At 43.9% G+C, this 26694-nt stretch carries 16 protein-coding genes and 3 pseudogenes; 12 read left to right on the forward strand and 7 right to left on the reverse strand.

Annotated elements, in window-relative coordinates; translation table 11 throughout:
- Positions 1–563: 563 nt before the first annotated feature.
- Positions 564–5597 (reverse strand): annotated as a pseudogene (locus tag MHB43_RS32150) (carboxypeptidase regulatory-like domain-containing protein); the annotation flags it as partial.
- 234 nt (positions 5598–5831) lie between these two features.
- Here MHB43_RS32150 and MHB43_RS32155 point away from each other — a divergent pair.
- A complete protein-coding gene (locus MHB43_RS32155) occupies positions 5832–7223 on the forward strand; it encodes a CAP domain-containing protein (RefSeq protein WP_339180836.1) in 1392 nt (463 codons plus the stop codon).
- A 165-nt stretch (positions 7224–7388) separates the two neighbouring features.
- Here the strand turns inward: MHB43_RS32155 and MHB43_RS32160 are convergent, their stop codons facing one another.
- Positions 7389–9512: a 5'-nucleotidase C-terminal domain-containing protein gene (locus tag MHB43_RS32160; RefSeq protein WP_339180839.1), complete on the reverse strand. Its 2124-nt coding sequence runs from the start codon at positions 9510–9512 to the stop codon at positions 7389–7391.
- Between the two features lie 590 nt (positions 9513–10102).
- On the opposite strand from MHB43_RS32160, the gene MHB43_RS32165 reads away from it, so the two are divergent.
- Positions 10103–10729, forward strand: a complete 627-nt coding sequence (locus MHB43_RS32165; RefSeq protein ID WP_051447237.1) for a hypothetical protein — start codon at positions 10103–10105, stop codon at positions 10727–10729.
- A 180-nt stretch (positions 10730–10909) separates the two neighbouring features.
- On the opposite strand, the gene MHB43_RS32170 is transcribed toward MHB43_RS32165, so the two are convergent.
- Positions 10910–12274 (reverse strand): extracellular solute-binding protein, encoded by a 1365-nt coding sequence (locus MHB43_RS32170; protein WP_339180842.1) that lies wholly within the window; start codon positions 12272–12274, stop codon positions 10910–10912.
- 202 nt (positions 12275–12476) lie between these two features.
- Here MHB43_RS32170 and MHB43_RS32175 point away from each other — a divergent pair, with 202 nt between their 5' ends.
- Positions 12477–13190: a response regulator transcription factor gene (locus tag MHB43_RS32175; protein WP_145324950.1), complete on the forward strand. Its 714-nt coding sequence runs from the start codon at positions 12477–12479 to the stop codon at positions 13188–13190.
- A gap of 40 nt (positions 13191–13230) precedes the next feature.
- Positions 13231–15129, forward strand: coding sequence for a sensor histidine kinase (locus tag MHB43_RS32180; RefSeq protein ID WP_405131065.1), 1899 nt, complete (start codon positions 13231–13233; stop codon positions 15127–15129).
- 160 nt (positions 15130–15289) lie between these two features.
- On the opposite strand, the gene MHB43_RS32185 is transcribed toward MHB43_RS32180, so the two are convergent.
- Positions 15290–15958 (reverse strand): DNA alkylation repair protein, encoded by a 669-nt coding sequence (locus MHB43_RS32185; RefSeq protein WP_221820199.1) that lies wholly within the window; start codon positions 15956–15958, stop codon positions 15290–15292.
- Between the two features lie 174 nt (positions 15959–16132).
- Here MHB43_RS32185 and MHB43_RS32190 point away from each other — a divergent pair, with 174 nt between their 5' ends.
- Both MHB43_RS32190 and MHB43_RS32195 read left to right on the forward strand, forming a co-directional pair.
- Positions 16133–17107 carry a YndJ family transporter gene (locus MHB43_RS32190; RefSeq protein ID WP_339180850.1) on the forward strand — a complete coding sequence of 325 codons (975 nt, stop codon included), beginning with the start codon at positions 16133–16135 and terminating at the stop codon, positions 17105–17107.
- 91 nt (positions 17108–17198) lie between these two features.
- A complete protein-coding gene (locus tag MHB43_RS32195) occupies positions 17199–17651 on the forward strand; it encodes a HEAT repeat domain-containing protein (protein ID WP_339180853.1) in 453 nt (150 codons plus the stop codon).
- 220 nt (positions 17652–17871) lie between these two features.
- On the opposite strand, the gene MHB43_RS32200 is transcribed toward MHB43_RS32195, so the two are convergent.
- Positions 17872–19362: an aldehyde dehydrogenase family protein gene (locus MHB43_RS32200; RefSeq protein ID WP_339180856.1), complete on the reverse strand. Its 1491-nt coding sequence runs from the start codon at positions 19360–19362 to the stop codon at positions 17872–17874.
- Between the two features lie 28 nt (positions 19363–19390).
- The gene (locus tag MHB43_RS32205; RefSeq protein WP_339180858.1) at positions 19391–20476 is read right to left on the reverse strand and encodes a 5-methyltetrahydropteroyltriglutamate--homocysteine S-methyltransferase; all 1086 of its coding nucleotides are present in this window, start codon (positions 20474–20476) and stop codon (positions 19391–19393) included.
- Between the two features lie 194 nt (positions 20477–20670).
- Here MHB43_RS32205 and MHB43_RS32210 point away from each other — a divergent pair.
- A protein-coding gene (locus MHB43_RS32210) for an IS3 family transposase (protein ID WP_405131066.1) occupies positions 20671–22028 on the forward strand; the annotation gives its coding sequence in 2 pieces (ribosomal slippage) (positions 20671–21124 and positions 21124–22028; 1359 coding nt in all).
- Positions 22029–22288: 260 nt separating this feature from the next.
- Here the strand turns inward: MHB43_RS32210 and MHB43_RS32215 are convergent.
- Positions 22289–23515, reverse strand: a complete 1227-nt coding sequence (locus MHB43_RS32215; RefSeq protein ID WP_405131067.1) for an S-layer homology domain-containing protein — start codon at positions 23513–23515, stop codon at positions 22289–22291.
- 229 nt (positions 23516–23744) lie between these two features.
- Between MHB43_RS32215 and MHB43_RS32220 the strand changes: the two are divergent.
- From MHB43_RS32220 to MHB43_RS32240, 5 genes and pseudogenes are all read left to right on the forward strand, one after another.
- Positions 23745–23972, forward strand: a pseudogene (locus MHB43_RS32220) (response regulator); the annotation flags it as partial.
- Positions 23949–24054 (forward strand): annotated as a pseudogene (locus MHB43_RS32225) (DNA-binding response regulator); the annotation flags it as partial. The pseudogenes MHB43_RS32220 and MHB43_RS32225, both read left to right, overlap by 24 nt.
- Positions 24027–24377: a winged helix-turn-helix domain-containing protein gene (locus MHB43_RS32230; protein WP_405132492.1), complete on the forward strand. Its 351-nt coding sequence runs from the start codon at positions 24027–24029 to the stop codon at positions 24375–24377. The pseudogene MHB43_RS32225 and the gene MHB43_RS32230, both read left to right, overlap by 28 nt.
- Positions 24374–25789 carry a HAMP domain-containing sensor histidine kinase gene (locus MHB43_RS32235; RefSeq protein ID WP_339180865.1) on the forward strand — a complete coding sequence of 472 codons (1416 nt, stop codon included), beginning with the start codon at positions 24374–24376 and terminating at the stop codon, positions 25787–25789. The genes MHB43_RS32230 and MHB43_RS32235 overlap by 4 nt, the downstream gene beginning before the upstream one ends.
- A gap of 275 nt (positions 25790–26064) precedes the next feature.
- Complete coding sequence (locus MHB43_RS32240; protein ID WP_339180867.1) at positions 26065–26238, forward strand: recombinase family protein; 174 nt, start codon at positions 26065–26067, stop codon at positions 26236–26238.
- Positions 26239–26694: the final 456 nt, after the last annotated feature.

A 26694-nucleotide genomic window follows, 5' to 3' on the forward strand; every position in this document is an offset into this window, starting at 1 on the left:
TTTGGAACCTTTGGAAGCGTTACTTTCGTACCCGGAATGCGGCCGTTATCTCTATTCCGCTGTGTATCCGCATAATACAGTGTAACTTTGGCTCCATCAATTTTCTTGCCAGTGACGGCATCTCCTGTCGTTTCATCATAGACCGTACCGTAAGGGTCGACTAACTCCTCTGAAATATTCAGCTCTCCGTTAGCTTTAACGTCAAGTTGCGCCACTTTGAGGAGCAATTCCTCGCCGGTCTCAGCTTGATAGCGAACTTCCATTGTGTACGTCTGCTCGCTTAGCCCTTCCACAGAGAAAGTTCCATTCATAGCCATAGGGAATGCTTTAGGTCGGCCGTTTTCCTTAATATAAATGCCATCCTTGTCTTTCAAATAGATATGCATCTGGCTAGTCAACAAATCGTTGAATAGCCCTGTTGTTCCATCCAGTTGTTTGAACAGAATGATCCCCACGGCCGTAATGTCCGCTGGAACAGTCTCGTCCGTTACACTGCTGTTCACATTTGCTTTTTGCGTAAATTCAACAGGTACATCCTTACCGCCTACCCGATACATCTTCGTATATCTGATCGTATAATCGGTATCCGCTACGGCTGGAATTGAATATTCACCCTTCTCATTCGTCTGCGTCTGAATCTCTTCGCCTGTCTTCAGATCGGTTACCGTAATCGGTGCATTCGGAATGACTTCTCCTGTGTTATTGTTACGCAACACGCCTTCCAGATACGGTCGGGTATTGGCAAAATGTGCTTCAGACCATTTTTTCTCTGGAATAGTGCCAATGTGAATGAGACTCTCTGGATCAGTCACATAGCCATCTTCCGTATAGTCATCTTGGGTCACTTTGTACTGAAGATTGGTTGGAAGCCCTTGGACAATGAGCGTCTGTCCATCTGTAAGCTCGAAGCTCTCACCGCTCTTGATCATGCCCTTGCTGCCGTCTGACTTCTCATAGACGTAGGATTCGTCCGATCCCTCGCCTGTGAAGGCAACCGTGTACTTAAACAGCTTCTTCTTGTCTTCATCTTTGCCTTTAACTGTGTTGCTGATTAATAGGCCGCCCTTCAAGACTCGCACGTTCGTGAACGGGGCATCTTCATCAATGCCTTTCATGAATCCGGCATAATACCGTTCCTCAGGAGTAGTCATATATTCATCGGTTGTGTAGTCTTGTTGGGTAACGGTGTATTTCAGATTCTTAGGCAGGCCCAGAATATCCAGTGTCTCTCCATCCTTGAGGCGGAAAGTATCGCCGGACTTGATCGTACCTGTGCTACCGTCCGTCTTCACGTAAGTGTAGCTTTCCTCTTTACCTGCATCCTCAAAGTTGACGGTGTACTCGAACTCCTTCGTCTTATCGCCGCCGTTGCCCATGACCGTATTGCTGATGGTCAGCTTGTTAACGGTCCGTTCGTTGATGAAGTCCGCCTTGTGATCACCTTTATTCACGATTGAGCCAGACAGTTCTCTCGTACCAGGTATCGTCGTATAACCATCAACGGATGTATAATCGTCCTCGGTTACGGTATAGACCAGATCCGCAGGCAATGCTGGAAACGTCACAGATTCCCCGTGCTTGAGAGTGATCTTATCTCCGCTCTTGACCGTGCCAGATGTACTATCTGACTTCATATAGGTGTACGTTCCGTCCTTACCTTGACCAGTGAAGTTCACGGTATATTCAAAATCCTTTGACGGATCGCTGCCATTCCCTTCCACGCTATTGGTGATGGTCAGCTTGCCTTGGGCAGGTGTTGGTACGATCAGCGGATTGTTTGATTCCACCTTCTGTCCGTCAACAAGGACAGGCTTGCCCGGCGCATCGATAACACGTACCCGGTATACCTTTGTCGTAGGCAAGTAAGTGAGGGGGTCAATGTAGGTCTGCTTGAGCATATAGTCCCCCGGCAACTGTATAATGAAATCTGCCTTGCCGTCCGTACCCGTCACTTTTTCTGCCATTTCATTATTTTCTCTATCCCTGGCCGGTGTACCATCAGGATTGAACAACTTGAACTTTACACCCTTCAGCGGAGTGGTGCCGTCGGGCCCAACCTTCTTGAGGAAGAGCAAGCCGTTTTCGTTTGCACTTCCCGCTACATCGTTCGCGTCCAGCGTAATACTGCTCTGCGCTCCGATCGGTGGAAGGGTATAATCGCCCATCAGTTTGATGGAGTTCCCGGCCGTTCCCGGCTGCATACCCTGGGATTCGGTCTGGTAAACAATATGATATAACTTGTTCGGGTCAGCAAAATCAAACCTAAGTGTCGAGCCCTCGGTCTCCGGGTCTGTGCCCGCGGTGACCTTCACCTCACTATTCGGATCCGCAAGATTCAGCGGCCCTCCGTCACGCTCCAGGGTACCGTCTTGCTTCAACTTGCCGGGATAGACAGCGATGTCAGAAGGTTCGAGAGATAGACCACCCTCTGCATTTTTTCGCAGCTTCAGCCCCTTGGCAAGGGTATCCAACAAATAGACGCCTTGCTTCATCTCGAACGGTGGCGTGTAGTTCACCGACCACTCTTGCACGCCAGAAACCGGCTTTTGTACCGTCTTGCTCAGAGACTGCACATGGACAATGATTCTGTGAGCTTCGGTAGCGCTATACGATTTGTCTCCCCATTTCATGGAGAACTCAGCCTGATTCTCACCGGCATTGTTGTTGCCTAGCTGGTAGGTCGCCAGCTTGGCATTGGTTGGACGCGCCTTCACAAGAATGACGTAAGGGCTTTCCAGCTTGGAGAAGGTGAATGTGCCTACATTGCCGTTCTTGTCGAAGCTTACCACATGCTTGGAATCGTCCGGCTGAATGGCCTCGCCTGATGCTTGTGCGTATCTGCCATAACCGCCTGCACTTGCTCCTGAGCCGGCATTATAGCCCGTAACACCTTTATAAAGCCTATAAGCCTCACCCGGAGTATAATCTACAAATTCCCAGCCCTCAGGCAGCGTATCCACCAGCTTGATGTCACTGGCTACGCGTGTACCGCCATTCTTGGCCATCTCCTCCGTATTGAACCCCGGCATGTTCACCGCCAGTCGGAAAGTGACTGTTCGATCCTTGCGGTCATAGCCTGCCAGGATGTATTTATCATCACGGGAGTCGTCCATATACCAGTTCGGATTATTGACGACAATTGGCCGCGTCCATGTGCTGGCGCTCCAGTTGCTATAATTTCGGTTCCAATCGGCGGCTATGTTTCCTAGCGCATTGCCGTTCTGATCGACTGAACTCGCGTACAGCATCTCCTTATTCAGCATCCGCACCGGGTTCTTGACGGTGGCTTCTTTGTAGTTCATATAAGCGTCACCATCAAAGAACAAGGCTCGGTTACTCCATCCGCCTCCGAAATCTTGACGGAAAAGGTTATCCGGATTGGTAGTGACGGATTCAAAAGAAACGCTCCCCAGCACACTTCCTTTATACCCGGTCACTTTGATAAGGTCCGCCACCTCTTCGCCGTTCACCGTCAAGGCGATCACATCTCCAGCCAGTCCACTACTTACAGTCAGCGTCTTATCGCGGTATTTTTGCCAGAGCTGCTTGTCGTCGATTTGGCCTTTGATTGCATTCAGAGTGTCCGCCGTTACATTAGGATTGGGATCCAGTTTATCCAGCACATCGAGCGAACCGCCGTGAACCAGCAAATCATAGACGACTGGAGCATCCAGATCATACTGCGGCGTCAAATTGATCGTCCACCTTGCGCCTCCGACATTATACAGCGCGTAGGCGGTAGCATTGTTTGTTGCAACGCTTTTCGTGAAGGCATGTGCGCCGATGATCACCCTTGCGGCATCCACAACGGCTACGGGAGCGGTCCAGCCGGTCGCATCGTTGTTCTGGATGGCATCTCCTCCATCCGTCACATCCAACTCCCAGTTGGCGCGGGCACTATAATCGAAGGTTGACTTGCTATTGTCCGTCACCTTTGTCACCACGGTCATATAGAGGGGGCCGTCCAGATTCCCGCCGATGGCGGATCCGATGTCGTACTCCCCTGCGTCGTTGCGGGTGATTGGAGTATCCGTACCGCTGTCTCCATTCTTATAGGTTGCAGACACAAACTCCGTCCCAGCGGGCAGATTGTCTGTAATCTTAGCATTCTGCAAACCGGTTTTGGAGAGCAACCGGCCGTTGCTAATCGCTCTGTTGACCTCAACAGTCCAGGTAATGAGAGTATCGTTTCCGCTCTTGCCGGGCTTGCCGCCCACCACAATCCAGTTGGGGCGCACGGCAACCCGATGCGAGTTTGATAAAGCCTTTACATCGACATCAGTGTCACCCAAAAGCTTTGCGTTGTTTATAATGGCAGTCCAGCCATACTGATCCCAGTTGCCGTTTTTCTCATAGTAATAAATATTTTTAGGAATCCACGTTTTGAAGGTAATCGTCGCCGTGTTTTTAACGTCATTGGCAGTAGATACGCTTGGGAACTTGTAGGAAAGTGTTCGGTCAGCAGCATAATTAGGATCTGCTTCAACTCCATTCACAGTAAAGGACCCCGGCACATATACACCGACGTTCACAAGCTCGTCAGAGAAAGTTAACCCATCAAGCGGCATGGGAACGGTCTTATCGTCCGTATCGTTGGCATTGACTACCACTCGCCATGTAATGGTGCCTTCTTTAAAATGGGCTGTGTTGATTTCGCCGTTATCGTTGCCGTTGCTGGCCGATTTGACGTCAATACTGTATTCCGGCACTAATTCCGAGTTATTAAATTTATAGCCGTTTCCGAAAATGGCCGTATCCTTGCCTCCGCCGGGCGCCTGATCTGCCGCCTTGGCAGCAACGGAAAAGCCGATTTTGACGTCGCGTCTACTTCCGTCATACACCCCTGCGCCATCAAAAGTAATTTTGATGGAATCGGCAAAAAACTGGACAGTAGCAATTTTCAGTCCGCCCTGGTTGATTGGTATAGGACCAGTAGGCGTCAAATTCACATCAGGGAAGTAAGTCGCCTTATCCAAAATGGCATAATCCCCCTGCTGGATCACGCTTTCGGGCGAAGCATTCAGATCGTCGCCCTTGGTCGGCACGGCGATATTATCCAACTCTAGGGTAAAGTTCTCCCGGCCGTTAATCTCGCCCTCCGCCGGAATCACAGCCGCAGGATCACCCTGCTTTACAGTGAGATTGAACGTCGGATTGGCGTTAACCAAGACCGCCGTCTTCTCCGCCGGATCTGCCGCCATCGCCGAAGCGTACGCCGCCTCAGGTTCCATCGGTGACTCACCTGCCTTGTCCGTCTCCGGTGTCGACGGTGATTCACCTGGCGCGTCCGTCTCCGGTGCCGCTGGTGATTCACCTGGCGCGTCGTTTACTGTCTCAGATGCTAATTGCGATTCGGCTACGTTCTGTGAGCCGGATTCTTCATCCGCAAATGCAGCAGCAGGAAACGCCACAGTCTGCAAGACAAGCAAAATTGCCAAGCAAATCGATAGCATCGTTTTACCTATACTGCGTTTTTGTTTCAATATGAAAATCTCCTCCTTTTCTGAAAATTTGGCTGAGGTTAACAACTTCTTGCCCTTTCCTTGATGATCTTTAAAACTCACAACAGAAAGTGACAAAATGAGCCAAATTAACATAGCGTGTTCGAATATTTTAATATACGGACCTATACAAATTCTAAACAATAACCAGACTATGTTGGTGCAAGGGAAATTACACCCCTAGTAAAGAAATGAGTTACAGCATCCGACATTAATTAAAGGGAAGTTTTTCACAATGTCCCCCTTGTCTAATGACCCGGTTATAAGCTTGTAAACACCTGTCATACAAGTGATAGTCAAATAACTCTATAGTATCGAGGAGGCTGTAAGATGAATAAAATAAACAAACTCGCGACTGCAACTGCGTTATCTGTACTGCTAAGTGTATCCATGGCAGCTGTTACAGAGGCAGCAGGCCAGCCGCAATTTAAAGACGTGCCGGAACAGCATTGGAGTTATTCAAGTATTAGCTGGGCTATTGACAAAGGACTTGCCCAAGGAGACGGGCAGGGGAACTTTCGTCCATCTACTGCCGTAACTGAGCCGGAGTTTCTGGCAATGTTGATGCGGTTGTATAAGAATGAGATTACGCTCCCTTCCACCGATTCTACCGATCGTTGGTATACCCCATATTATGAAACTGCGTATGCGATGGGATGGCCAGTCCGTTATGGAGGATCTTCAGCGGCATATTCAAGAGGTGAAGCTGCTGCATTGATTGCGTATGCCGCTTCAGGCCAAAAAACAGATACAACCACTTCGAATCAATATCTGCTCAATCAGGGGCTTGCCAATGGGAAGACCTCAAATACCGTAAGTGGATTCGGGGCATCGGACACGATTACCCGCGCTGAAGCGGTAACCCTGTTCAAAAATGTGAAAGAGAAGTTGCCCTCACTATCAAAAGTAACAACAGAAGGCCTTACCTTACTCGAAATTTCATTAGGTGACTCCGAAGCAGCTGTCATCGACAAGATCGGCCAACCTGACCGGAAAGACGCAAGTGGGTATGGATTCACTTGGTATATCTACAACAGGGATTATGCCAAGTATGCTCAAATAGGTATCGAGGGCGGGAAAGTCGTCGCATTATATTCCAATGCACCCGGCGCATGGAGCTCGGACAATGGTATTCAGGACGGCATCGCCGTAAGCGAGTTATCACTTCTAATTGGGGAACAAATAGACCCTTCTAGCAAATCGTATATGACGAGTAAGCAATTCGAGGATATTACATATTATCTGGATACCTCCAGTAATCAGAAAGTTGATGCCATTTTGGTTAGTAGCAGGCTCGCAACCGCAACTGGAGCCCATGCTTCTGAAGCTGGTAATCGTGAAGAACGGACACACGCCATGGAGCTGCAAGTATTCGACCTTGCCAATGTATTTCGACAGAAGAATGGCATCGGTCTCCTGCAGTGGGATGACCACATCGCTTCAACAGCGAGGGAACATAGCCAAGACATGAGTGAGCGGGAATATTTCAATCATAGTAATCCGGAAGGACATTCTCCATTCGACCGAATGAAGGCCGATGGTATTGTTTACTCCAGGGCAGCGGAAAATATAGCTTATGGGTACATTGATGCCATGGACGTACATAATGGCTGGCTGAACTCCTCCGGGCATCGCAAAAATATGCTGAACGGCAACCTCCAGCGTCTTGGCGTTGGCATTTTCGGAACCTATTATACCCAAAACTTTTATACGCCAAAATGATTAGATCCTCCGCTCGAATGCTTATGTAAGCGAAGCTGAGTTACGAAGGGAGTACTGAAGATCTGATATCTAAGCATGAAAAAACACATCCTAAATTGGAATATGGCATTCTCCCAATAGGATGTGTTTTTCATGTTTTAATATACGATTTGAATAAGTTCTACATTATGAAGCTTTGGCTGCAACAACCTCTTCAATCAATGCTTTTGCATCGTTAGTAGTAAGACCTTGTTTAGGTTGAAGTGATTTTTTATCTGTTCCAGCAAAAATACCTTTGTCAATCAGTTTTGCCATAGGTTTAATTGCATAGGCAGACACGGATTTACCATCTTCGAAACTAGCAATAATCGTAGCAGCGTCTTTATCAGTCGCTTGATCTTTTACCAATTTAGCAAGAATGGTAGCAGCTTCTTCACGTGTGATATCCCGATCAGGATAGAAGTTCCCACCATAACCTTGAATGAATCCAGCATGCGTAGCTTCAGCAATCGCATCTGCATATGCAGCATTAGCAGCAACATCCTTGAATGCAGGTGCTGTAGCTACTTCGTTAAGTTTCAACATGTCGACCAGAGCACTTACAAATTCAGCACGAGAAATGACTTCTGTTGTTACAGGTGTTTCAGTTGGCTCGGTAGATGCAACCAGGTTTGTGATACGTCCTTCATTTTTAGCTACGATGCTACCACCTTTATACGTGTCTACGATGTATTGGTAGAATACATCCAGATCGATAGGACCTGCCAGGGATGATTTAGCATCCACCAGCACTTTATAGTTATCTCCACCTGCAGCCATAAAGTTGTTAACTACAGCCGTATATGTTTTTGCAGGATCAATCGTTGTTCCATCTTCAAGACTGAGACCAGTAACACGCTCTGCGACAGGCTTATTGAAATCTGCAGTGTATTTCAAACCAGAGATTTGGAGTGTTTTGGTATTAGGTGTCCCGTCAGCATTGGTACCCCATTGCTGCTGCAACAAGGTTTTAACCTGTTCGCCAGTCAGCTCAAGTTTCACTAGAGTATTACCAAACGGTTGGATTTTGGCAAGATCAGCAAAGGTCACATCGCCTTGTGGCAGATCCGCACGAATACCACCTGGATTCATAAATGCAAAGTCAGCAGCACTTGCCTTATCCCCAAAGTCTGCTTCACGCATTGAATCTGCAATGAGGTTGCCTAGAGGGGCTTCGTTATTATAAGCATCTGTACGAGTAACAGAACCATCCGTTGTACCTACTGGCTTCGTCAGCTCAGGATGCTTGTCTAATGATTTTTTAATAATAGCTAAAGATTCAGGGTCTTCTTTTACACCCTCTTGGAAAGTCGTTGTAACAGTCGCTGATTTTTCAGTTACATCCCCGGTAGCAGGGTCAATCATCAGCTTGATATCTTCAAACGCCGTACCATAGGAATAAGCTTGAACGATCAACTTTCCATTCACTTCACCGTTAGCCAAAGCATGATTGTCACCTGCAACGATAACGTCAACAGGGGAATCCGCCGGTAAAGCTTTTGCCAGATCAGCTGCTTCTCCAGTGGTTACGCCTTCTTTGGTTGTTGCTGGATCATGTGCCAAAACAATGATCGTTTCTACGCCTTGGTCTTGCAATTCTTTAGCATATTTATTAACAGCTTCCACTTCTTCTTCTGCGCTTAAGAAACGTACACCAGCTGTCCCAGATGGAGATACTTTGGCAGGTGTGGATTTCGTCACTAGTCCGATAAATCCAATTTTGACTCCGCCCACTTCTTTAATCACATATGGCTTAATCAATGTTTTTCCTGTGGCAGTTTCAATCACGTTTGCATTGACGTAATCAAATTTTGCACCGGCATGCGTTACTTTACCTTCTTTTGGATCAAGGCCACCAAAGATTTGTGCTTTTAATGCTGCAATTCCTTGGTCGAACTCATGGTTACCCAGAGAAGCTACATCAAATCCCATCATATTCATCCATTCCATGGTGGGCTCGTCACGATCCAAAGATGAGGCTGGAGCAGATGCACCAACAGAGTCTCCATTATGGAATAGTAGGGAGTTTTCATATTTAGCTTGAGCTTCTTTGAGATAGGTTGCTAGAATTGGAGCCGTTCCTGCCTTCTTGTCACCCACGATTGATGTCGTATCTAACTGACCGTGGAAATCATTGATTCCAATCAAGTGTACTTCTACATCGTTACCTGCGGCAGAGACAGAACCTGCTGCGCCCAATAGTTGCGTGAGTAATAGTGCAGCAGTAGCTACACGCAGTGTGCTTTTGCCCAAAACTTTTTTCCAAAACATGAATGAAAAAACCCCTCTCCAATTTTAGATCCTGAGATATTTTACCATAGTTCAATTCATAAAAATCATTAAATATATAAAATGGATGTAAAAAGTTGAGAGATTGATAGAGGAGATGAATACCTATGTCTCGAGCTGCACCAAAGTTATTGTTTAGCTTCAATTTATTCAAGCGAATAATAGGTTTTTTTCTAGCTCGGAGACGAGAAGTTATAACGCATTGGTTGTAAGTAATAGATTCAAAATTTCATATAGAAAAATATGGCTTTTATATTTTTTGTTGCTATAATGGAAAATAAAGTATGTGTTTTCACTTGATGATATAACTCCTCCACTAAAAAACACTTAGCTTCCATCTCCTAAAACACACACATCCCATTACATAATATGTATCAAAGATTTTCACACTTCTATTAAAGGAGGTGACCGTTGGGAGCATTTTAGATCTTAGTTCCCGTTTTACACCAGATGGGGACGTGTTACCTCACCGCTCCTGACTGAATACAACGCAGAAACATGCAATAGCTGTAAGGATTTGTTGTTCTATGCATTTAACTTTAACCATTATAAGAAAAATAGGAGCGTGTCCAATGAACAAACGACTTTTTCCCAGATCTTTTCGAGTTCTTATGGCTTGCTTGTTGATTCTTGCATTTGCCGTACCAGCAACAGCTTCTGCTGGCTATCTTGGTGATAAGCTCACAATCGGCCAAAGCATGGCGAAGGGTGACTATCTCACCTCCCAAGATGGTAGATTTTCAGCCATTTGGCAGAATGACGGGAACTTCGTTATCTATCAAAACGGTTCTTCTCTCTGGAGTAGCGGTACCAGTAACAGTGGGGCTCTTTCGTTCAATTTTGAATCACAGTACGGGAAACCTGTCATCTATAAATATGGCATGAAATATCAAGACGTTTACCAATATGGTTATCGTTATGGTTTCAACCCGGCTACAGGTAAATTCGAATATTACACCGGTTGGGGATGGGATAAAGTTTTGATGATTGATACTTCTGTACAGGTAGCTGCTTGGTCTCCCAATACCACCTCATGGATTCCAGGTCATCACGGGAGCAGCTTACCGGCTAACACAACAGGTGATACACTGGTCATGCAAAGTGATGGGAATTTAGTTCTCTATAATACAACCCTGACCAATAGCAATTATCCGAACAGTTGGATTCCTGTCTGGGCTTCGAATACGGGCGGGCGTTAAAATTAGATGGAGAGCCGCATGCTGTGTGGCTCTTTTTTTGTTTCCCAAGGAAGTTGATAGACTGACCACTTAACAAAAAGAGGCCAACCAGTAAAAATGGCTGACCTCCATACATAAATATCGTATGGGACTATCCCACTCTCTATATTTCGGGGAAATATAATAACTCTAGAGCGTCTATTACTTTGCCGTCTGAGCCTTCTTCAATTTATCAGCAACGGCTTGAGTGTTGGATTGAATAGCAGCAGTAGCTTTGTCTAATGTTTTCTTCCCGTTTACTACCTGTGTCAATTCTTTCAATACAATTGACCGAAATCTCAATTCAAAATTTGGTGACTTGTTCATAAGAACATAACTTGTTATCGATGAATCCAGATTAGGTTTTAATTTATAGAATGCATCCAACTTGTACCCTGAGTACTCCTTAATCATGCGAGATAGAGGAGCACCGATACTATTGTTCGAGTTCTTGGGTTTATAGTATTCATTAGCGTAGTCATCTCCATTGAAATATTTGATGAAATCCCAAGCTGCATCAACATGAGATGCGCCTGCTGGAATTGCAAATATCTCATTAACATACACGTTCCCTGTTGACTTTCGGTCCTTAGCGGCTGGACCGGCAGCAATACCAAGCGTGAAAGGTTTATAATTCTTCACACCTTTTTTGGCTGCTTGCAGGGATTGCAACTGACTAATAGAGGCTACTTTCATAGCTGATCGTCCCATAATGAACGAGCTGCTTTCCAAGTAACTTTTGCCGGACAGACTGATCATCTCGTCAAGTACCCCGGACTTCGTTGCCTCGCTCGACAGACGATAAGCATTTTTCCACGCAGCTGTATTTGCAGTAGCCTTAAGGGTATTTGGATCCATGTACGTTAATCCTTCTGTTCTGGCGATTTCCATTACCAAATTGCTTGATCCAGTGGAGCTTAAGCCCCAAATTCGGGAGTTCTTATCTCCCTTGGTTGGGAATTTCTTAGCAAGATTCAATATCTCTTCCCATGTCATCCCATCCGTTGGAGTTTTAACATTGTACTTTTTAAATAAATCAGCATTATACAGAAGAGCGTAGGAATCCGCTTTTGGGCTTAACCCATAAAGTTTGCCACCGCCTTGTTTCTTCAATTCATCAAGCAAGCCGGGGTATAACGTTGTCGTGTCATACGTATCTCGCTTAATTAAAGGTTCTAAATCAACCAGCTTTTTCTCTTTAGACATTTGTTGGTATTGGTAAGGAGGGAGCATCACAAGATCGGGTGAATACTTATTGATAGCCCCGTTGTAATCCCTAATCGCTTCCATACCTCCAGGTGTAACTACTTCGATATTTACATTCGGGTACTTCTGACTAAACAGATCTCCATATGTCATGTTGAAATCATTTTCGTTCCAGTACAATACTTTTAAAGTATGTGTCGAATCTGCCCCGTTGTCCGAATTTGCAGAGACATGCTTGCCTGTGCTAAAAACTGTTGAAATACCGATTAACATAACACTTAGGCTAACAAGCATGGCCTTCTGTAATACCTTATGCTTCAAAAATAAAACCTCCACTCATGTATTGTTCAAACGATTATTCGCTTGTGTTGTACTCAGTATAGAAGTGAAAGCTTATCATCTAACTACCGAACTTCTTATCATTTCCTTAAATCATGCTGACGTTATTCAATGCTTAAGGAATATCGCTTATAATTATTGTGATGCTCTTCAATTAGGGAAGATGCTGGAATAGGGAGGATTTATGGCGGAAAGCACAATTTTAATGGTGGATGATGAAGCGGAAATTATCCAATTAATGAGTATTTATTTCAATAACGAAGGTTACAAGCTGCTGCAAGCATCAAATGGGATGGAGGCGCTGAAGATTCTGCAGACCAAGCAAGTCGATCTAATTGTACTGGATCTAATGATGCCCAAGATGGACGGTTTGCAAGCGTGTATGAAAATACGAGAGACGAATCCGATTCCTATCATTATGCTGTCCGCTAAAAGCCAAGATATCGATAAAATATCAGGCCTCAGTATCGGCGCTGACGACTACGTAACCAAACCGTTCAACCCACTCGAGTTGATCGCACGGATCAAGTCGCAGCTTCGAAGAATGAACCAGTTCAACTCCGTTTTGGGCAATGCGAACGAAATACATATCGAAAACGTCGTGATTAATAATGCATCCCACACGGTAACGGTCGATCAGCAGGAAATCAAGTTGACTCCCCGCGAGTTCGCGCTCCTTCACATGCTGGCTGTCAATAGAGGGATGGTGCTGAGTATGGACCGCATCTACGAAGAAGTCTGGAACGAACCTTTTATGGAGTCGAAGAATAGTGTCATGGTTCATATCCGTAAGCTCCGTGAGAAGATAGAATCCAATCCACGTGAACCACGGATCATTAAAACCGTGTGGGGGATCGGATACAAAATCGAAAGCGATTTAAAAGCAAGGGGTGAGTAGGATCCAACCACAGTGGCTGTATACGATTCGGTGGAGATTAATGCTGATCATGGTTGCAAGCCTGGTTTTGACAGGCATATCTATTTTCTTGGGGTATGTCATGGCGGGAGCGCTGCAGAACATTGAATACGTAGCTGTTCCGATCAATTGGCTCATTGAGTATGCCGGGTCCGTTCGCGTGATGATCATAACCGGTATCGTTCTATTCCCCATTACTTTCTTCCTTGCCAGCCTCCGTTTGGTTCGGGATTTACGTGAAATTATCACCGGATTGCAGGAAATATCGGCAGGGCGGTTTGGGCAAGTTGTAAGGGTTAAGGGTAAGGATGAGTTAAGCGTAATCGCGGAGAGTATGAATCAATTGAGCAGCGAATGGGATCATTATCTTGCGGAAATCACTCGCGGCCTGGGGGAGATTGCGAGCGGACAGTTCGACCATCAAATCCCCGAAATTGCCGATCATCAACTGGGAGAGGTAGCACGCAACATTAACCGGATGAGCATGCAGTTGAAGCAATCAATTGCGGAGGAACGCAAGGCGGAAAAGACCAAAAATGATCTGATCACCGGTGTATCTCATGACCTGCGAACTCCACTGACCTCGATACTCGGTTTTCTCGAAGTCATCGAGAAGGATCGGTATCAGGATGAGGTGGAGATGCGCTATTACGTCAATATTGCATATGAGAAATCCTTGGCACTTCGGCGATTGATCGACGAACTATTTGAATACACACGGGTCAACAATGGCATGCCTCTGGAACTCAGTGAGCTTAATATGACCGGGTTAATTGGCCAGCTTGCCGAAGAATTCGTGCCGATTACCGAGAGTGCAGGCATGCAAATCAGGCTGAATGTTCAAGAAGGAGACTTCAACATTCAAGCGGACGGAGCATTGTTGGTACGGGCATACGAGAATATACTCGCCAATGCCATCCAGTACGGGCGTACAGGCAAATATATCGATATCGATATTGCACAAGATGGAGATATGTTAGTTGTACGGATTCAAAACTATGGAGTCCCTATTCCCGAGCGGGATTTACCTTTTATTTTCGACCGTTTCTACCGGGTAGACAGCTCCAGGTCGAAGCAGACCGGAGGTACAGGTCTCGGTCTCGCCATAACAAAAAGTATTGTCGAGGTACACGGAGGAGGCATCACTGCGCACAGCAGCAAAAGGGCAACCTGGTTTGAAACACGGTTATCGATGTTCGGACCCAATCAGACGCAAGTGGCTGTTACGGAAGAAGTTCAAAACGAAATCAATCGGATACCGACCGTGCTTCCGGAACAACACCTTGTACCAAAACAAAGAATATTTCCTTGGCTTCGACACCTGTCTCTCTCCAGGATAGCTGCTGTACCCATGATCTTGTTGCTCGTCTGCGCGGTGGTACTATTCAGTATGAAGAATTCATTTACCTCTAATCTCGTGGTAAAGTTACCTTCCATCTTCTCTGAAAAAGAAGATTCAACGCTGATGCCAACAACCGGGAAGGACGAATTGGTTCTAATCACCGGTAAAACAGACAAAGACTATACACTGCTTATTCATAACTACCTTTTCGACGGGCATGACCTAATTATCCAATACTCCATGAAACATTCTGACCAGATATCGGAGACGCAGTGGGCGAAACAATCGGTCAAACCGACTTTTATGTTGGACCCTTCAACGATAAAGATAGTTCCCGGCATCGCCACAGATTCAGGAGTAGTGTTTGCCAAAAATGGCACCCTCCATTTTTATTTTATCGAGAATTCGCCACCTCCAGACCAGTTCCTGTTGAAAGTCAACGTAAATCAGTTAGTTCTGTCCAATGGACCGGATCAGCAGGATCTGCTCACTGGAGACTGGAGCTTCGAAATTCCTGTGAAGAAAAATTATGAACGAAAAGCCAACGGCCAAAGCGCGCCCTTACAGGATTCAATCTAAGATTCTTGAAATAAGTATTATACTTCAGAACCAATAAATTACGGTTATAATTGCCCTCCAAGCAAAAAGGATCTGGAAGCTTACTTCCAGATCCCTTTTCTATATTGAGGCTTCGAATTCTTATTTTCACATCAGGTACTAATGAATATTTCAGGGGCAACTAATTCTTATTTCGTTTGTTAACTTCAATTGCAATGAACTCTGGCAAATAATTAGGAGTACAACCCTTTGATACCATTTCACCCTTATAAAGACCTGTATTCTCACCAAGTTTAATACAACGCGAACGATACTTTTGATCATAAATGCCTATCCAGCCTGCAATGAAATTCATAGCCCACTGAACTTCCGGCTCTTCCTGCGTAATATTAGCTTCAATTGCAGATAGTAAGTCTTCGGTGTTATCAGGAGGCGTTTGTCCAGTCCATCTCAATCGCGCTTGATAATACCAAAAAGCTCGCCTTTGAAGAGCAGAAGGGCTGTTTTCCCATAACTCCATCAATGCAATGGTCTTCTTGTCTTTGGTAAGCTGATTAGCCATTAACCAATCCATTAAGTTATTTCGCTCATCAAAAGTGTGAGTCTGCATATCCTTATCAAACCTATTAAGCAATTCTTGTGAAAGAAGTTTTTTATCCATAATTAAAATAGCTAATAGTCTGGGCAAAAACGCTTCGGTCGACCAAAGTTCCATAGCAAGTTCGTGATCTTTTTTTATGTCCTTCGCGATTTTTCGTAAGTCACCTAGCTTAGTTTTACTATTGATCTGCTGTAGAATGTCCCCTGCTTTTGAAGAGTATTTCATTTCTGTACTTTTATCCTTATTCATTTGATACCACAGCTCCTTTATGGCGAAAGTCTTTGAAGAGCGGTAGGGCTATTTCCCATGACTCCATCAACCGCAGTAAGATAAGCTTATTTTCATATATTGACAAATAAATGTGTTAGACTACTTAAAGAAGAATTGCCGACCTATACTAAACGTCGTTAGAAAGGAAACCCCATGAATAGTTCCTTGAAACAACGAATGAAATCATTATTAGCACCAGTGTTTCCCGGTGGAATCATAACCATTCTGATATTTTCCCTTGATTACTTCCAATTCGAACTTGTTGAAAAATTTCTGCTTTTTGCGGCTTTTGTCATTGTACCTCTTGTGATTTTACTTTTGAACCATGACGAAAAGAATAAACATCAACGAATGATTTATGCTGCTATGAAATGGCTTCAATTTCCCGCTGCGCTTCTTACCCTGGCCTCGGTAATGAGTAGTAAGATGTGGGGGTTAGAAAGCACGGTAATACCGGGGATTCTGTCCCTTGGGTGGCTACTGTTCACACTGCTGCTCGGCATCTATGGCTTGACCACTATTGTGATCTCTAAAGGAAAAGCAGCGGAAATAGCGATTGGTGCGGGGCTCGTTTATTTTTTTATCGGGGGCATTTGGTTTACCTTATATCAATATCAATTAACCCTCTTTCAAGCTAATCCTGCAACGCACGCGTTAAGCTCGCTCCACTTTCATTTCTCATCTGCGATCGTTCCGATTTTTATTGGTGCACTGGGACGCATCATGACGAAGAAAAGCTGGTATCCCTGGGTTGTTGCCATCGATATCATCGGACCAATCTTGATTGCTATTGGTATGATTTTCTCCAAGCCGATTGAATACGTCGGTGTCAGTTTGTTCGCCTGCAATATTGTGGTTTACACCGCTTATCTCCTTGCTTACTTGAGGAAAAATGCTTTGGATATTAAGGCAGCCTTCTTCTTAGGCCTTTCTTGTCTAGCCTTTTACACGGTTATTGTCATTTCCATCTTCTATCCGTTACTGAAAAATATGTACTCCTTAACCATACTCGATTTTATTCCCATTTACGGATCTCTGCATGCGTTTGGTTTTGTTTTATGCGGACTGATTGGTTGGGTGTATATGGTGGACTTCATTAAGGAAAAGGCTAACCAATCGGCTTCATAGGAGTAGTTTAGTCAGGTTCGTGCTATAATAGTGATCACATAAATAACATTCATCATTCTGCCGAGATGGCGATGATTAAGGAGATTGAATTTTGACGAACAACCATGATATTGGAGCAGTTAACGAACTACCGGAGAACTTGGAAGAGCTCAAACGAGCGGCTAACCGGACGTCAAGCTGGAGAGAAAGACTGAATGCGGTGAACGAATTGGGGAACTGGAATACAGCCCCTACCATTAAATTGCTTCAGCATGTTTTGAAAAATGATCAAGTGTTTCAAGTGCGCGAAGCCGCATATCACAAGCTGAAGCAGTTGGATGAAGATGTACAAATGCCTGCCAAAAACAAAGGCGAGCTGTTTAAAGGTACTAACAAAATTTTGCTACGGATTAAAAAAAGCCTTCCTGAAGGTCACACATTCGAGCAATTCAAGGAAAAACTGCAAAAGACACGTCTGGATATTTATGATACTTACGAGGGCGACAAAGATGCTGAGTTCGACTCCTGGCTCCATGGCATTTGGGAGTCACTAGGTAGAAGATAGCCGCCGTTCACCGTATAATAGCTGAGTACAAAGCCACTCCATCAATGGAGTGGCTTCTTTATTTTTTTAGCGTCACCTCCATCAGGTGTGGGGTTATTTTTTCTCTAAAAAAGTCACCCCTGTCAAACTGATCTGACAAAAAAACGCCCTGTCTACTGATCCTTAAAAATCAGTAAACAAAGCGCAAAGTTAGAGCCTTTTTGAACAACCTCTATACCATTTATTCTGGGATATAAGGAAGATCCAGTGTCTTCGGAACGTTGATGACATGTTTTTCTGTATACGTGCGGATGCCTTCGGCGCCGTATTCACGGCCAATACCAGATTGCTTAACCCCACCGAAAGGGAACCGAACGTCGAGCCCCTGCACAGCAGCTGTATTGATCATGGTCGTTCCAGCTTCGAGTTGACGTGCGACGGAGATAGCATCCTCTTCATTCCCCCACACAGAACTCGTCAATCCATATATGCTCTCATTGTGTAGATGAATTACCTGCTCTTCATCGTCAAATGGCAGAATCGGAACCGTAGGGCCAAACTGTTCCTCCACCACAATCGGATCATGAACATCGCAACCTAAGACAAGCGTAGGTTGTAGATAGTAACCTTGGTCAAACAGCTTTTGATCAAGAATTTGACCGAGCGGGATGACCTTAGCCCCACGTTTTTGCGCATCTTCAACCAGACCCAGCACGACATTTTTCTGCTTCAGGTTATTAACCGGACCTATTGTCGTATTTGAATCAAATGGATCACCAATTCGAATCCAGCGATTAGCCGCCTCTATATATTTTTCCACAAACTCATCATAAATAGAACGGTGTACATACACACGTTTGGCGATCATACAGATCTGGCCTGCAGTCAAGAAATTAGAAATGACAATCCGGCGCATTGCTCGCTCATCATGAACATCAAAGCTTTCCAAGAAGATAGCCGCATCATTACCACCAAGCTCAAGCGTCATATCTTTAATCGTTTCCGAAGCTGCTTTGATAATATGCTTAGCGGTCGCGGTGCCACCTGTGAAGGCGATCTTTGTGACATGAGGATTACTAGTCAGTTCAACGCCCACATCCGCATCACCATGAACGACATTAATTACACCAGCCGGGAACTCACTCGCAATAATCTCTGCTACCTTCGCTGCCGCCAGTGGTGCAAACGGGCTTGGTTTAAGCACAATCGTGTTGCCCGCAAGCAAGGCAGGAGCGATCTTAATCGTAGATAAAGCAATGGGATAGTTCCATGGACTAATCGCTGCCACCACACCAATTGGATCATAAGTAAGAATCGTTTTACCATTCTCATGCTCTTTGATCTCTTCCTGTAGAGCCGATTTGGCTTCATTACAAGCAAACTCCATCCACATTAACGAAACATAAATTTCACCGTGTGCATCATACAGGGGCTTGCCATGCTCTCTAGACAGCAAATGTACAATTTCATTCTCAGCTGCTCTAATCTTCTCGATCGCCTTACGCATCATAATAATGCGTTCATCAATGGGGGTCTGCTTCCATGTTTTAAAAGCCCCTGCCGCCGCTTCAATCGCTTCAACCGCTTGTTCTTTCGTAGTGACAGGGAAATAACCTACGATCTCAGTTGGGTTTGTCGGATTCTCTTTTGCTACCTGCGAAAGGGATTTTACATTCTGACCATTGATGAACGCTTCAACTATAATTGTCTCTTGGTCTGCTTGGATCGTCATTTTGAATCCCCTCCGTTATTTAGATGGATTAATTCCAAACTTCTTCTGCAATTTCCTTCACATAACGAAGTTTACGCCATTGTTGTTCTTCCGTTAAAATATTGCCTTCTTCTGTAGACGAAAAACCACATTGTGGACTCAAACATAGTTGCTCAAGTGGAACATAGGTTGCCGCCTCTGCAATCCGAGCTTTAATGTGTTCTTTATCCTCTAACTCGCCTGTTTTTGATGTGAGTAAACCAAGCACGATTTTCAAATCTTTTCGATTCACATATTTTAATGGCTCGAAACCACCTGAACGCTCATCATCAAACTCTAAAAATAATCCATCTACGTTTAAGCCTCCAAAGATAACTTCAGAAGCGTAATCATAACCACCCGTTGAGAAATAGTTCGATTTATAGTTACCACGACAAATATGCATCGTCACAACTAAATCTGCCGGTTTATGAGACAAGGATTCATTAATCATGCGCTGCATCGTTTTCAACTCTTCCGCCGGTTCCAGACCTTTAGCACGTAGCTTATCGTGACCAGCGTCTGAGAATAGGTCTGCCCAAGCTGTATCATCTAATTGCAGGTATCGACATCCTGCATCATAGAAGGCTTGAATGGCTTTTTGATACGCCGCAATCGTATCCTGAAGGAATTGCTCTCGGTCCGTATAGATATTGGCGTCATTCTCCAATCGATAAAGAAGCATGTTGGGACTTGGAATGGTCTGTTTCGCTACTACGTCACCTGCATACTTTTTCAAAAACTCAAAATCCGCGACAAAGGGATGACTCGAGAAATCAACTTTACCAATAACACGAATCCCACCCTTGCGCGTTTGCATATTGTGGAATTTTGGTCCATCTATTTGCTCATACAACTCTACGCCATCCAAGCCACCCAGAAAATCAAAATGCCACCAGCTTCTGCGGAATTCACCATCCGTAACTGCCAATACGCCATTTTCCTTTTGCATTTCAATAATTCGAATAATCTCTTTATCTTCCACAGCTCTTAATTCCTCATATGTGATGTTGCCTGATTTATATTGTTCACGTGCCTGACTTAAATCTGCAGGACGTAGAAAGCTACCTACATGATCATTACGAAATGGTATCATAACTATTTCTCCTTCTAACTTTTTAGTCTAATGAGTATAGCATGATGAAAAGGAATGCTTGTTATATGAAAAAAGCATGGCTAGTCATAGCTTTTAACAATAACTAAAAGACTCAAAAAGCAAAAAACCACAACCTCATATGAACTGCACCCCAATTGTTAGACACAACTACCAATTGGAGGTGCAGTTTTTTCATGACTAAATTCAGTTCAGATGAAAAAATACAAGCCGTTATGCGTTATAAAAAGGGATCAGAAAGCTTGAAAAGCATTGCAAAATCAATCGGGCTTCACCATTCTGTCTTTTTAAACTGGATTAGACAATATGAGCATCATGGTGAAAAAGCTTTTAAAAAGGGCTATACATCATATCCTGCGCAGATTAAACTAGACGTACTTCATTATATGAACGAATTTGGGACGTCTGTTAGAGAAACGGCTGCTATATTTAATATTCCTAGCCATAGTACCCTTTTAAGTTGGCAAAAAAGCTTGGAATTACAAGGGATAGACGCCCTTCAACCAAAGAAAAAGGGGCGCTCATCCATGAAAAAAGGATCTAAAGCACAGAAGAATCAAACGCTAGTAGAAGGATCTGTAGAGGCTTTACAAGCAGAGGTAGAGCGTTTGAAAATGGAGAATGCTTATTTAAAAAAGTTGAATGCCTTAGTTCGAAACAAGGAAAAATCACCAAACAAGACAAAGCTCAAGTAGTCTATGAACTAAGGAACGAATTTTCGGTGAAAGCACTTCTAAAGCTAGCAGATATCCCTCGTAGCACGTATTATTACGTGGTAAAAGCGTTTGGTACGGTAGACAAGGATTTAGAGCTAAAAGACATGATACAAGCGATTTATAAGGAGCATGAGGGACGCTATGGTTATCGTCGTATTCGCGACGAGTTAATCAATCGTGGACACCATGTAAATCATAAAAAGGTACAGCGTTTGATGAAAGTATTGGGATTAAAGTGTTTGGTACGTATGAAGAAATATCGTTCGTATAAAGGGACAATTGGCAAGATTGCACCGAACCTATTAGAACGCAATTTCCACGCTGAAAGGCCAAACGAGAAGTGGGTTACGGACATTACAGAATTTAAATTGTTCGGAGAAAAACTATATTTATCTCCCATACTTGATCTGTATAACGGAGAAATCATTACATATACGATTGGTTCAAGACCGGTCTACTCGCTTGTTTCCACGATGTTAGATCAAGCATTTTGCAGTTTAACAAATAAAGATAAACTCCTCATTCATTCGGATCAAGGTTGGCACTACCAGATGAGACCGTATCGTCATGCCCTTGAAGAACGTGGCATCACGCAAAGTATGTCCCGTAAAGGTAACTGCTACGATAACGCCGTCATGGAGAATTTCTTTGGCATCATGAAATCCGAATTATTATATTTAAAGGAATTTGAAAGTGTCTCACATTTTAAACAAGAGCTATCCAAATACATCGATTATTACAACAACAAACGCATTAAAGCAAAACTAAAAGGCATGAGTCCGGTACGATACCGGATTCATGCCCAACAAGTTGCCTAAAGATATAATCTGTCTAACTTTACGGGGTCACTTCACATAGGGTAGTGGATTTATAGGGTGGAGCGAAATGCAGTGATCATAATGATAATTTCATTATGTCTATGTTCATCCTTCGATCTCTCAAAGTATTTTATTTTATAATATTACTACTACTTGTGATACGGTTCATTTTATCACTCCAAAAGCGAAAAAAAGAGCACCTACCTGAGCCTGAGTGCCCCTTTGGGACATGAATTTGTATTCGTTCCCTGCATGGAATCTTAGCTTTGATTTGGATTTGTTGGCCCTGGTGTTGGGTCCGTTCCTTGATTTGGATTTGTTGGCCCCGGCGTTGGGTCCATTCCTTGATTTGGATTTGTTGGCCCCGGTGTTGGGTCCGTTCCTTGATTTGGATTTGTTGGCCCCGGTGTTGGGTCCGTTCCTTGATTTGGATTTGTTGGCCCCGGCGTTGGGTCCGTTCCTTGATTTGAATTTGTTGGCCCCGGTGTTGGTGTTAACTTGACTGGAGGTTCGGTCAACGTAACCGGGATCTTTTTACTTTCACCGTTTTTCACATCATTACCGAATTGTGTCTTCAGGCCGTTAACGGCGATGACTGGTGTCTTGGACATATCTAACTGGAAGCCATCATGCAGCTTGATAATAATCATTTTCTTGTCTTCAGACAGAGCAAAGCTGTCCAACTTGGGATTCAGCGCAACGCTGTTGATCGTAATCTTAGACAGGTCGATAGAGTCAACATCGATCCCCACTGTCAGAGTCAGATGTAGCGTGTTTCCCGCTGCGAAGTCTGATCCAGACACTTCAAGAGGTTTGGTCTTTTCGAACGTTCTAGCTGTTTCGAAGCCTCCAGTAACAAGCAGCCCGCGACTCGCCTCCTCCTTACCGTCGAATGTACCGTCCGGAGCGTTCTCTAGCAAGCCTAGATCGAGCGCCTTCTGGACATATCCAGCAGCCCAATTGGAGACTCCAACAATTGAAGACGATTCAACTTTCTCCTCCATACCTAATCCTCGAACTAGGAATGTGGCCAATTGCTCCTTATTCACTAAGCCCTCTGGGTTGAACTCTCCATTACCCATACCACTCGTTATTCCCGCCGCTTGGATCGCCTCAATATAAGGCAGCGTAGGATTGTCTACTTTTACGTCACTGAACGACGATTCCCTTGGAGTAGTGTCAACATTCAGGTTAAAAACAAGCGCCGCAACCTTGGCGAATTGGGCCCGATTCATCTCTTCTTTCAATCCGAAAATGTTATCGGAGACACCTTGGAAGATACCTGCTGAAATCATCGCATCGAACTTCGCCTTTGTTGCCGCATCTAAATCTTTTAGATCGATAAAAGCATTGGCATCCGTCGGCCGTTCAAAATAAGAAACATAAAGAGATTGAATAACTTCTGCTTCTGCTTCTGCTGCTTGAACTGGTGTTGCAGACAAACATAAGGCCAATACCATGGAGCTTAATACCACGCGTTTAAACATAACCAATCCTCCTCATCAACATCATTCTTTCTCATCTTATCAAAACACAAATGTACTTTTCTTAATGAATTCTTAATGAATGTTATACAATATATATTTCTCCATTTATTATTGTTATCATTTGATCATCACCAAGATTGGTTTCATGTCACTTACAAAGGAGGAATGATCCACCATTAATCACATTTTAATTGTAGATGATGAACCCGAAATTCGTCAGCTCATTCGGATGCATTTAGAAAAAGTAGAACTGCAAGTCATTGAAGCCAGTTCAGGACGACAAGCGATACAATTATTCAGTAAGTATACGATCGAATTATTGATACTGGACCTCATGATGGATGATGGCAACGGGTTTGAGGTGCTTCAATATTTACGAGAAGCAAAGGCTGAATCGTTGGTAATTGCCCTGAGTGCAAGAAGAGAAGTGCAAGACAAAATCTTAACTCTCGGATTAGGTGCAGATGATTACGTCACTAAACCTTTTAGCCCAGTAGAATTGGTTGCTCGTGTGCAAGCACAGTTAAGAAGACATCGACCTTCTTCTTATACTGCTAAGCTTCTACGTTTAAATAAATTAGTACTAGATGTAGGTAATTATGTTTTGCAAAATGATGGAAAGTCATTTCATTTAACCCCGGTAGAATGCCGACTTCTAGAAATGTTCATGCAAAATCCAGACCGTATTTTGACTAAAAGGGAGATTTATAAGCAGGTGTGGAACCATGAGAACTTTGATGCAAACAATTTAAGTGTATTTATAAGCAGAATTCGAAGCATTCTTGAACCCACGGGGACCCCCTCTCATTACCTTCACAGCATACGTGGAGTCGGTTATAGATTCTCAGGTGATGGACAATGAAAAATCGAACAAAGCTTTGGCTACTTATGCTCATTAGTGCAAACGTTAGTATTCTTGTGTTTGCTTCTCTTAGCCTCATTATGGGAAAAATGGGAGATAAGGGTTATAATTTGAACAGCCTAAACGCCATCTCACAAGAAGTCCTTGATCCGATTGCAATGCATCAAGATTTTCGTATCCAAGACATAACGCAAATACTGGATAATGCTCATAGAAACCACCCTAATATTCGTTATGAATGGATTTCAGCAGATGGATTGACGATTTATGATACCTTCGGAGAAAAGAATACCTATGATTTCGGGCAGCTTGCAAATCGAATGCTCAGTATGCCTCAGAACCTATGGGGGGTCGATGAACCGATTACGCTTACTTACTCTATTAGCCAAGAGGATCAACCCTATTATCTATTGATGAGCTTATCCAGCCACGACATGAAAAATGGGCAAATTTACTTCTTCATGCGAACTTTTAAAGCCATGTCTACTTTTCTGCTACCGTTAATTGTTGCTTTATTAATTCCCTATCTGCTATCTCTAGGTTTTTTCTCTTCCATGAATAAACGAATTAGTAAGCTCAATCAGGCTATAGGACAGCTTAACCTCCAAAGTGAAATTACTGTATTAGAGGACACGAAAAAGGATGAAATTAGCCTACTCACTGCGCATTATAATACCATGGCACGCCGTATTCAAAATCAAGGCGAACAAATCAAGCAATTTGACACCAGACGAAATCTGTTGCTGTCTAATCTTTCCCATGATCTACGCACCCCTCTAACGATGATTTTAGGCTACGCAGAAACGATTCGTGCTGGATTGTATAAGGATGAGAAGGAGTTACAAGCGAGTGCCAAAGTTCTGCTACAGCGCTCTCGTTACATCGATAAGCTTTTAGATCAATTGTTAGATATTACTCGCCACGATGAGGGGAATTTAAAGCTTCATGTTGAAGTGCATAATGTATCTGAAATGATGCGAAAAATTGCTGCCGACTACCTGATGTTTCTTGAGGGACAGAACTTCACTGTTGAAGTAAATATCCCTGATGAGGATATCCAATCCTGGATTGATACCTCCCTAATCGAACGTGCGCTGCGAAACCTATTGGACAACGCGATTCGCTACGGATCAGAAGGTCATTATCTTGAAATCGGACTTTCGGAAAAGGTTGATACCATACTCATGACGGTTATCGATAAAGGACGCGGCATCTCCCTACAGGATCAAAAGCATGTTTTTGAACGTTTCTACCGTATCGATGACAGCAGAAAAGGCGAAGGACTCGGCATTGGACTTTCGATTGTCAAGGAAATCACCTCTCTCCATAATGGGTCAATTTCCTTGACGAGTGCCCCCTTTGAAAAAACAGTATTTGAGATTCAACTGCCAAAAATTCAGCGTGAACAGTAGTAACACTGAATTTTCACCTGCATCCAACCAACGTACCTAACTCCCCGGAGAGAGAACTATCCCCGCTCAAAATTTTTGGAACTCAAATTTCAATTAGCCTTAAATAACATAAAGAAAGTAATTGCATCTAATGGATATCTGATTTATCTTTCAGGAGAAGTTACTGTTCTCTTAAAGGCTCCTAGTAACAATACTGCGTCCAAATGAAATATACTGAGGCAGTAACTATCTTGCAAGAAAAGTCGATAATAGGTAGTCAAGGACGAACGACCACCATGGATAAGCTAACAAGCGTCGCCATTTATGCTAGGGTCAGTACCGAGGAGCAAGCAGAGTATGGTTACTCCATCGGCGCTCAGTTGGATACCCTGCGAAACTACTGTGCTCTTAACAATAAAAAATACTTGGGAGTACGCAGACAGAAGAATTGTCAGCGGAAAAGGCAGTAACAGACAGGATGCAGAACGTTCTAGCTAAGCCAACCCTTCTGAGGACAATAGTAAAAAGCGTAAACGTATGTAAGGCCGGACGTATCAAACTACTTCAAGACAGGCTTTCCAGTGTGAAGTCCCCAATTACCAAGTTGGAGGAGGGAAATTGAAAGTATCCTTCTCTATACAAGATGGATCAAATGGACCACGATCTGTTCGCCGAACACCTAAAAGACATAAATGGCTGAAGGGGCTCTCTCTGTTACGAGAAATCCCCTCAACTCAAGCAGAAGTTGAGCATTATTATTTCAGCTCTGGACCGTCCATCTAAAAGCAGATTTGCCTTGTTCCTTATTTCACTTGTAATACTAAAATGATCTGACTGAATGCTTGCCTTTAGCATTTCTACTTCCCAGCTGTTTTTGTCCACTTTCCTCAAATGCTCGGACTTCTGATAGTGAGCCCAATAGTCCT

The sequence above is a fragment of the Paenibacillus sp. FSL H8-0317 genome (assembly GCF_045040685.1).
Lineage (GTDB): Bacteria > Bacillota > Bacilli > Paenibacillales > Paenibacillaceae > Paenibacillus.

Bases quoted from the DNA above. Each gene is read 5' to 3' on its own strand.
- MHB43_RS32155 (WP_339180836.1), top strand. From the start codon at position 5,832: ATGAATAAAATAAACAAACTCGCGACTGCAACTGCGTTATCTGTACTG.
- MHB43_RS32160 (WP_339180839.1), bottom strand. From the start codon at position 9,512: ATGTTTTGGAAAAAAGTTTTGGGCAAAAGCACACTGCGTGTAGCTACT.
- MHB43_RS32165 (WP_051447237.1), top strand. From the start codon at position 10,103: ATGAACAAACGACTTTTTCCCAGATCTTTTCGAGTTCTTATGGCTTGC.
- MHB43_RS32175 (WP_145324950.1), top strand. From the start codon at position 12,477: ATGGCGGAAAGCACAATTTTAATGGTGGATGATGAAGCGGAAATTATC.
- MHB43_RS32180 (WP_405131065.1), top strand. From the start codon at position 13,231: ATGCTGATCATGGTTGCAAGCCTGGTTTTGACAGGCATATCTATTTTC.
- MHB43_RS32185 (WP_221820199.1), bottom strand. From the start codon at position 15,958: ATGAATAAGGATAAAAGTACAGAAATGAAATACTCTTCAAAAGCAGGG.
- MHB43_RS32190 (WP_339180850.1), top strand. From the start codon at position 16,133: ATGAATAGTTCCTTGAAACAACGAATGAAATCATTATTAGCACCAGTG.
- MHB43_RS32200 (WP_339180856.1), bottom strand. From the start codon at position 19,362: ATGACGATCCAAGCAGACCAAGAGACAATTATAGTTGAAGCGTTCATC.
- MHB43_RS32205 (WP_339180858.1), bottom strand. From the start codon at position 20,476: ATGATACCATTTCGTAATGATCATGTAGGTAGCTTTCTACGTCCTGCA.
- MHB43_RS32215 (WP_405131067.1), bottom strand. From the start codon at position 23,515: ATGTTTAAACGCGTGGTATTAAGCTCCATGGTATTGGCCTTATGTTTG.
- MHB43_RS32235 (WP_339180865.1), top strand. From the start codon at position 24,374: ATGAAAAATCGAACAAAGCTTTGGCTACTTATGCTCATTAGTGCAAAC.
- MHB43_RS32240 (WP_339180867.1), top strand. From the start codon at position 26,065: ATGGATAAGCTAACAAGCGTCGCCATTTATGCTAGGGTCAGTACCGAG.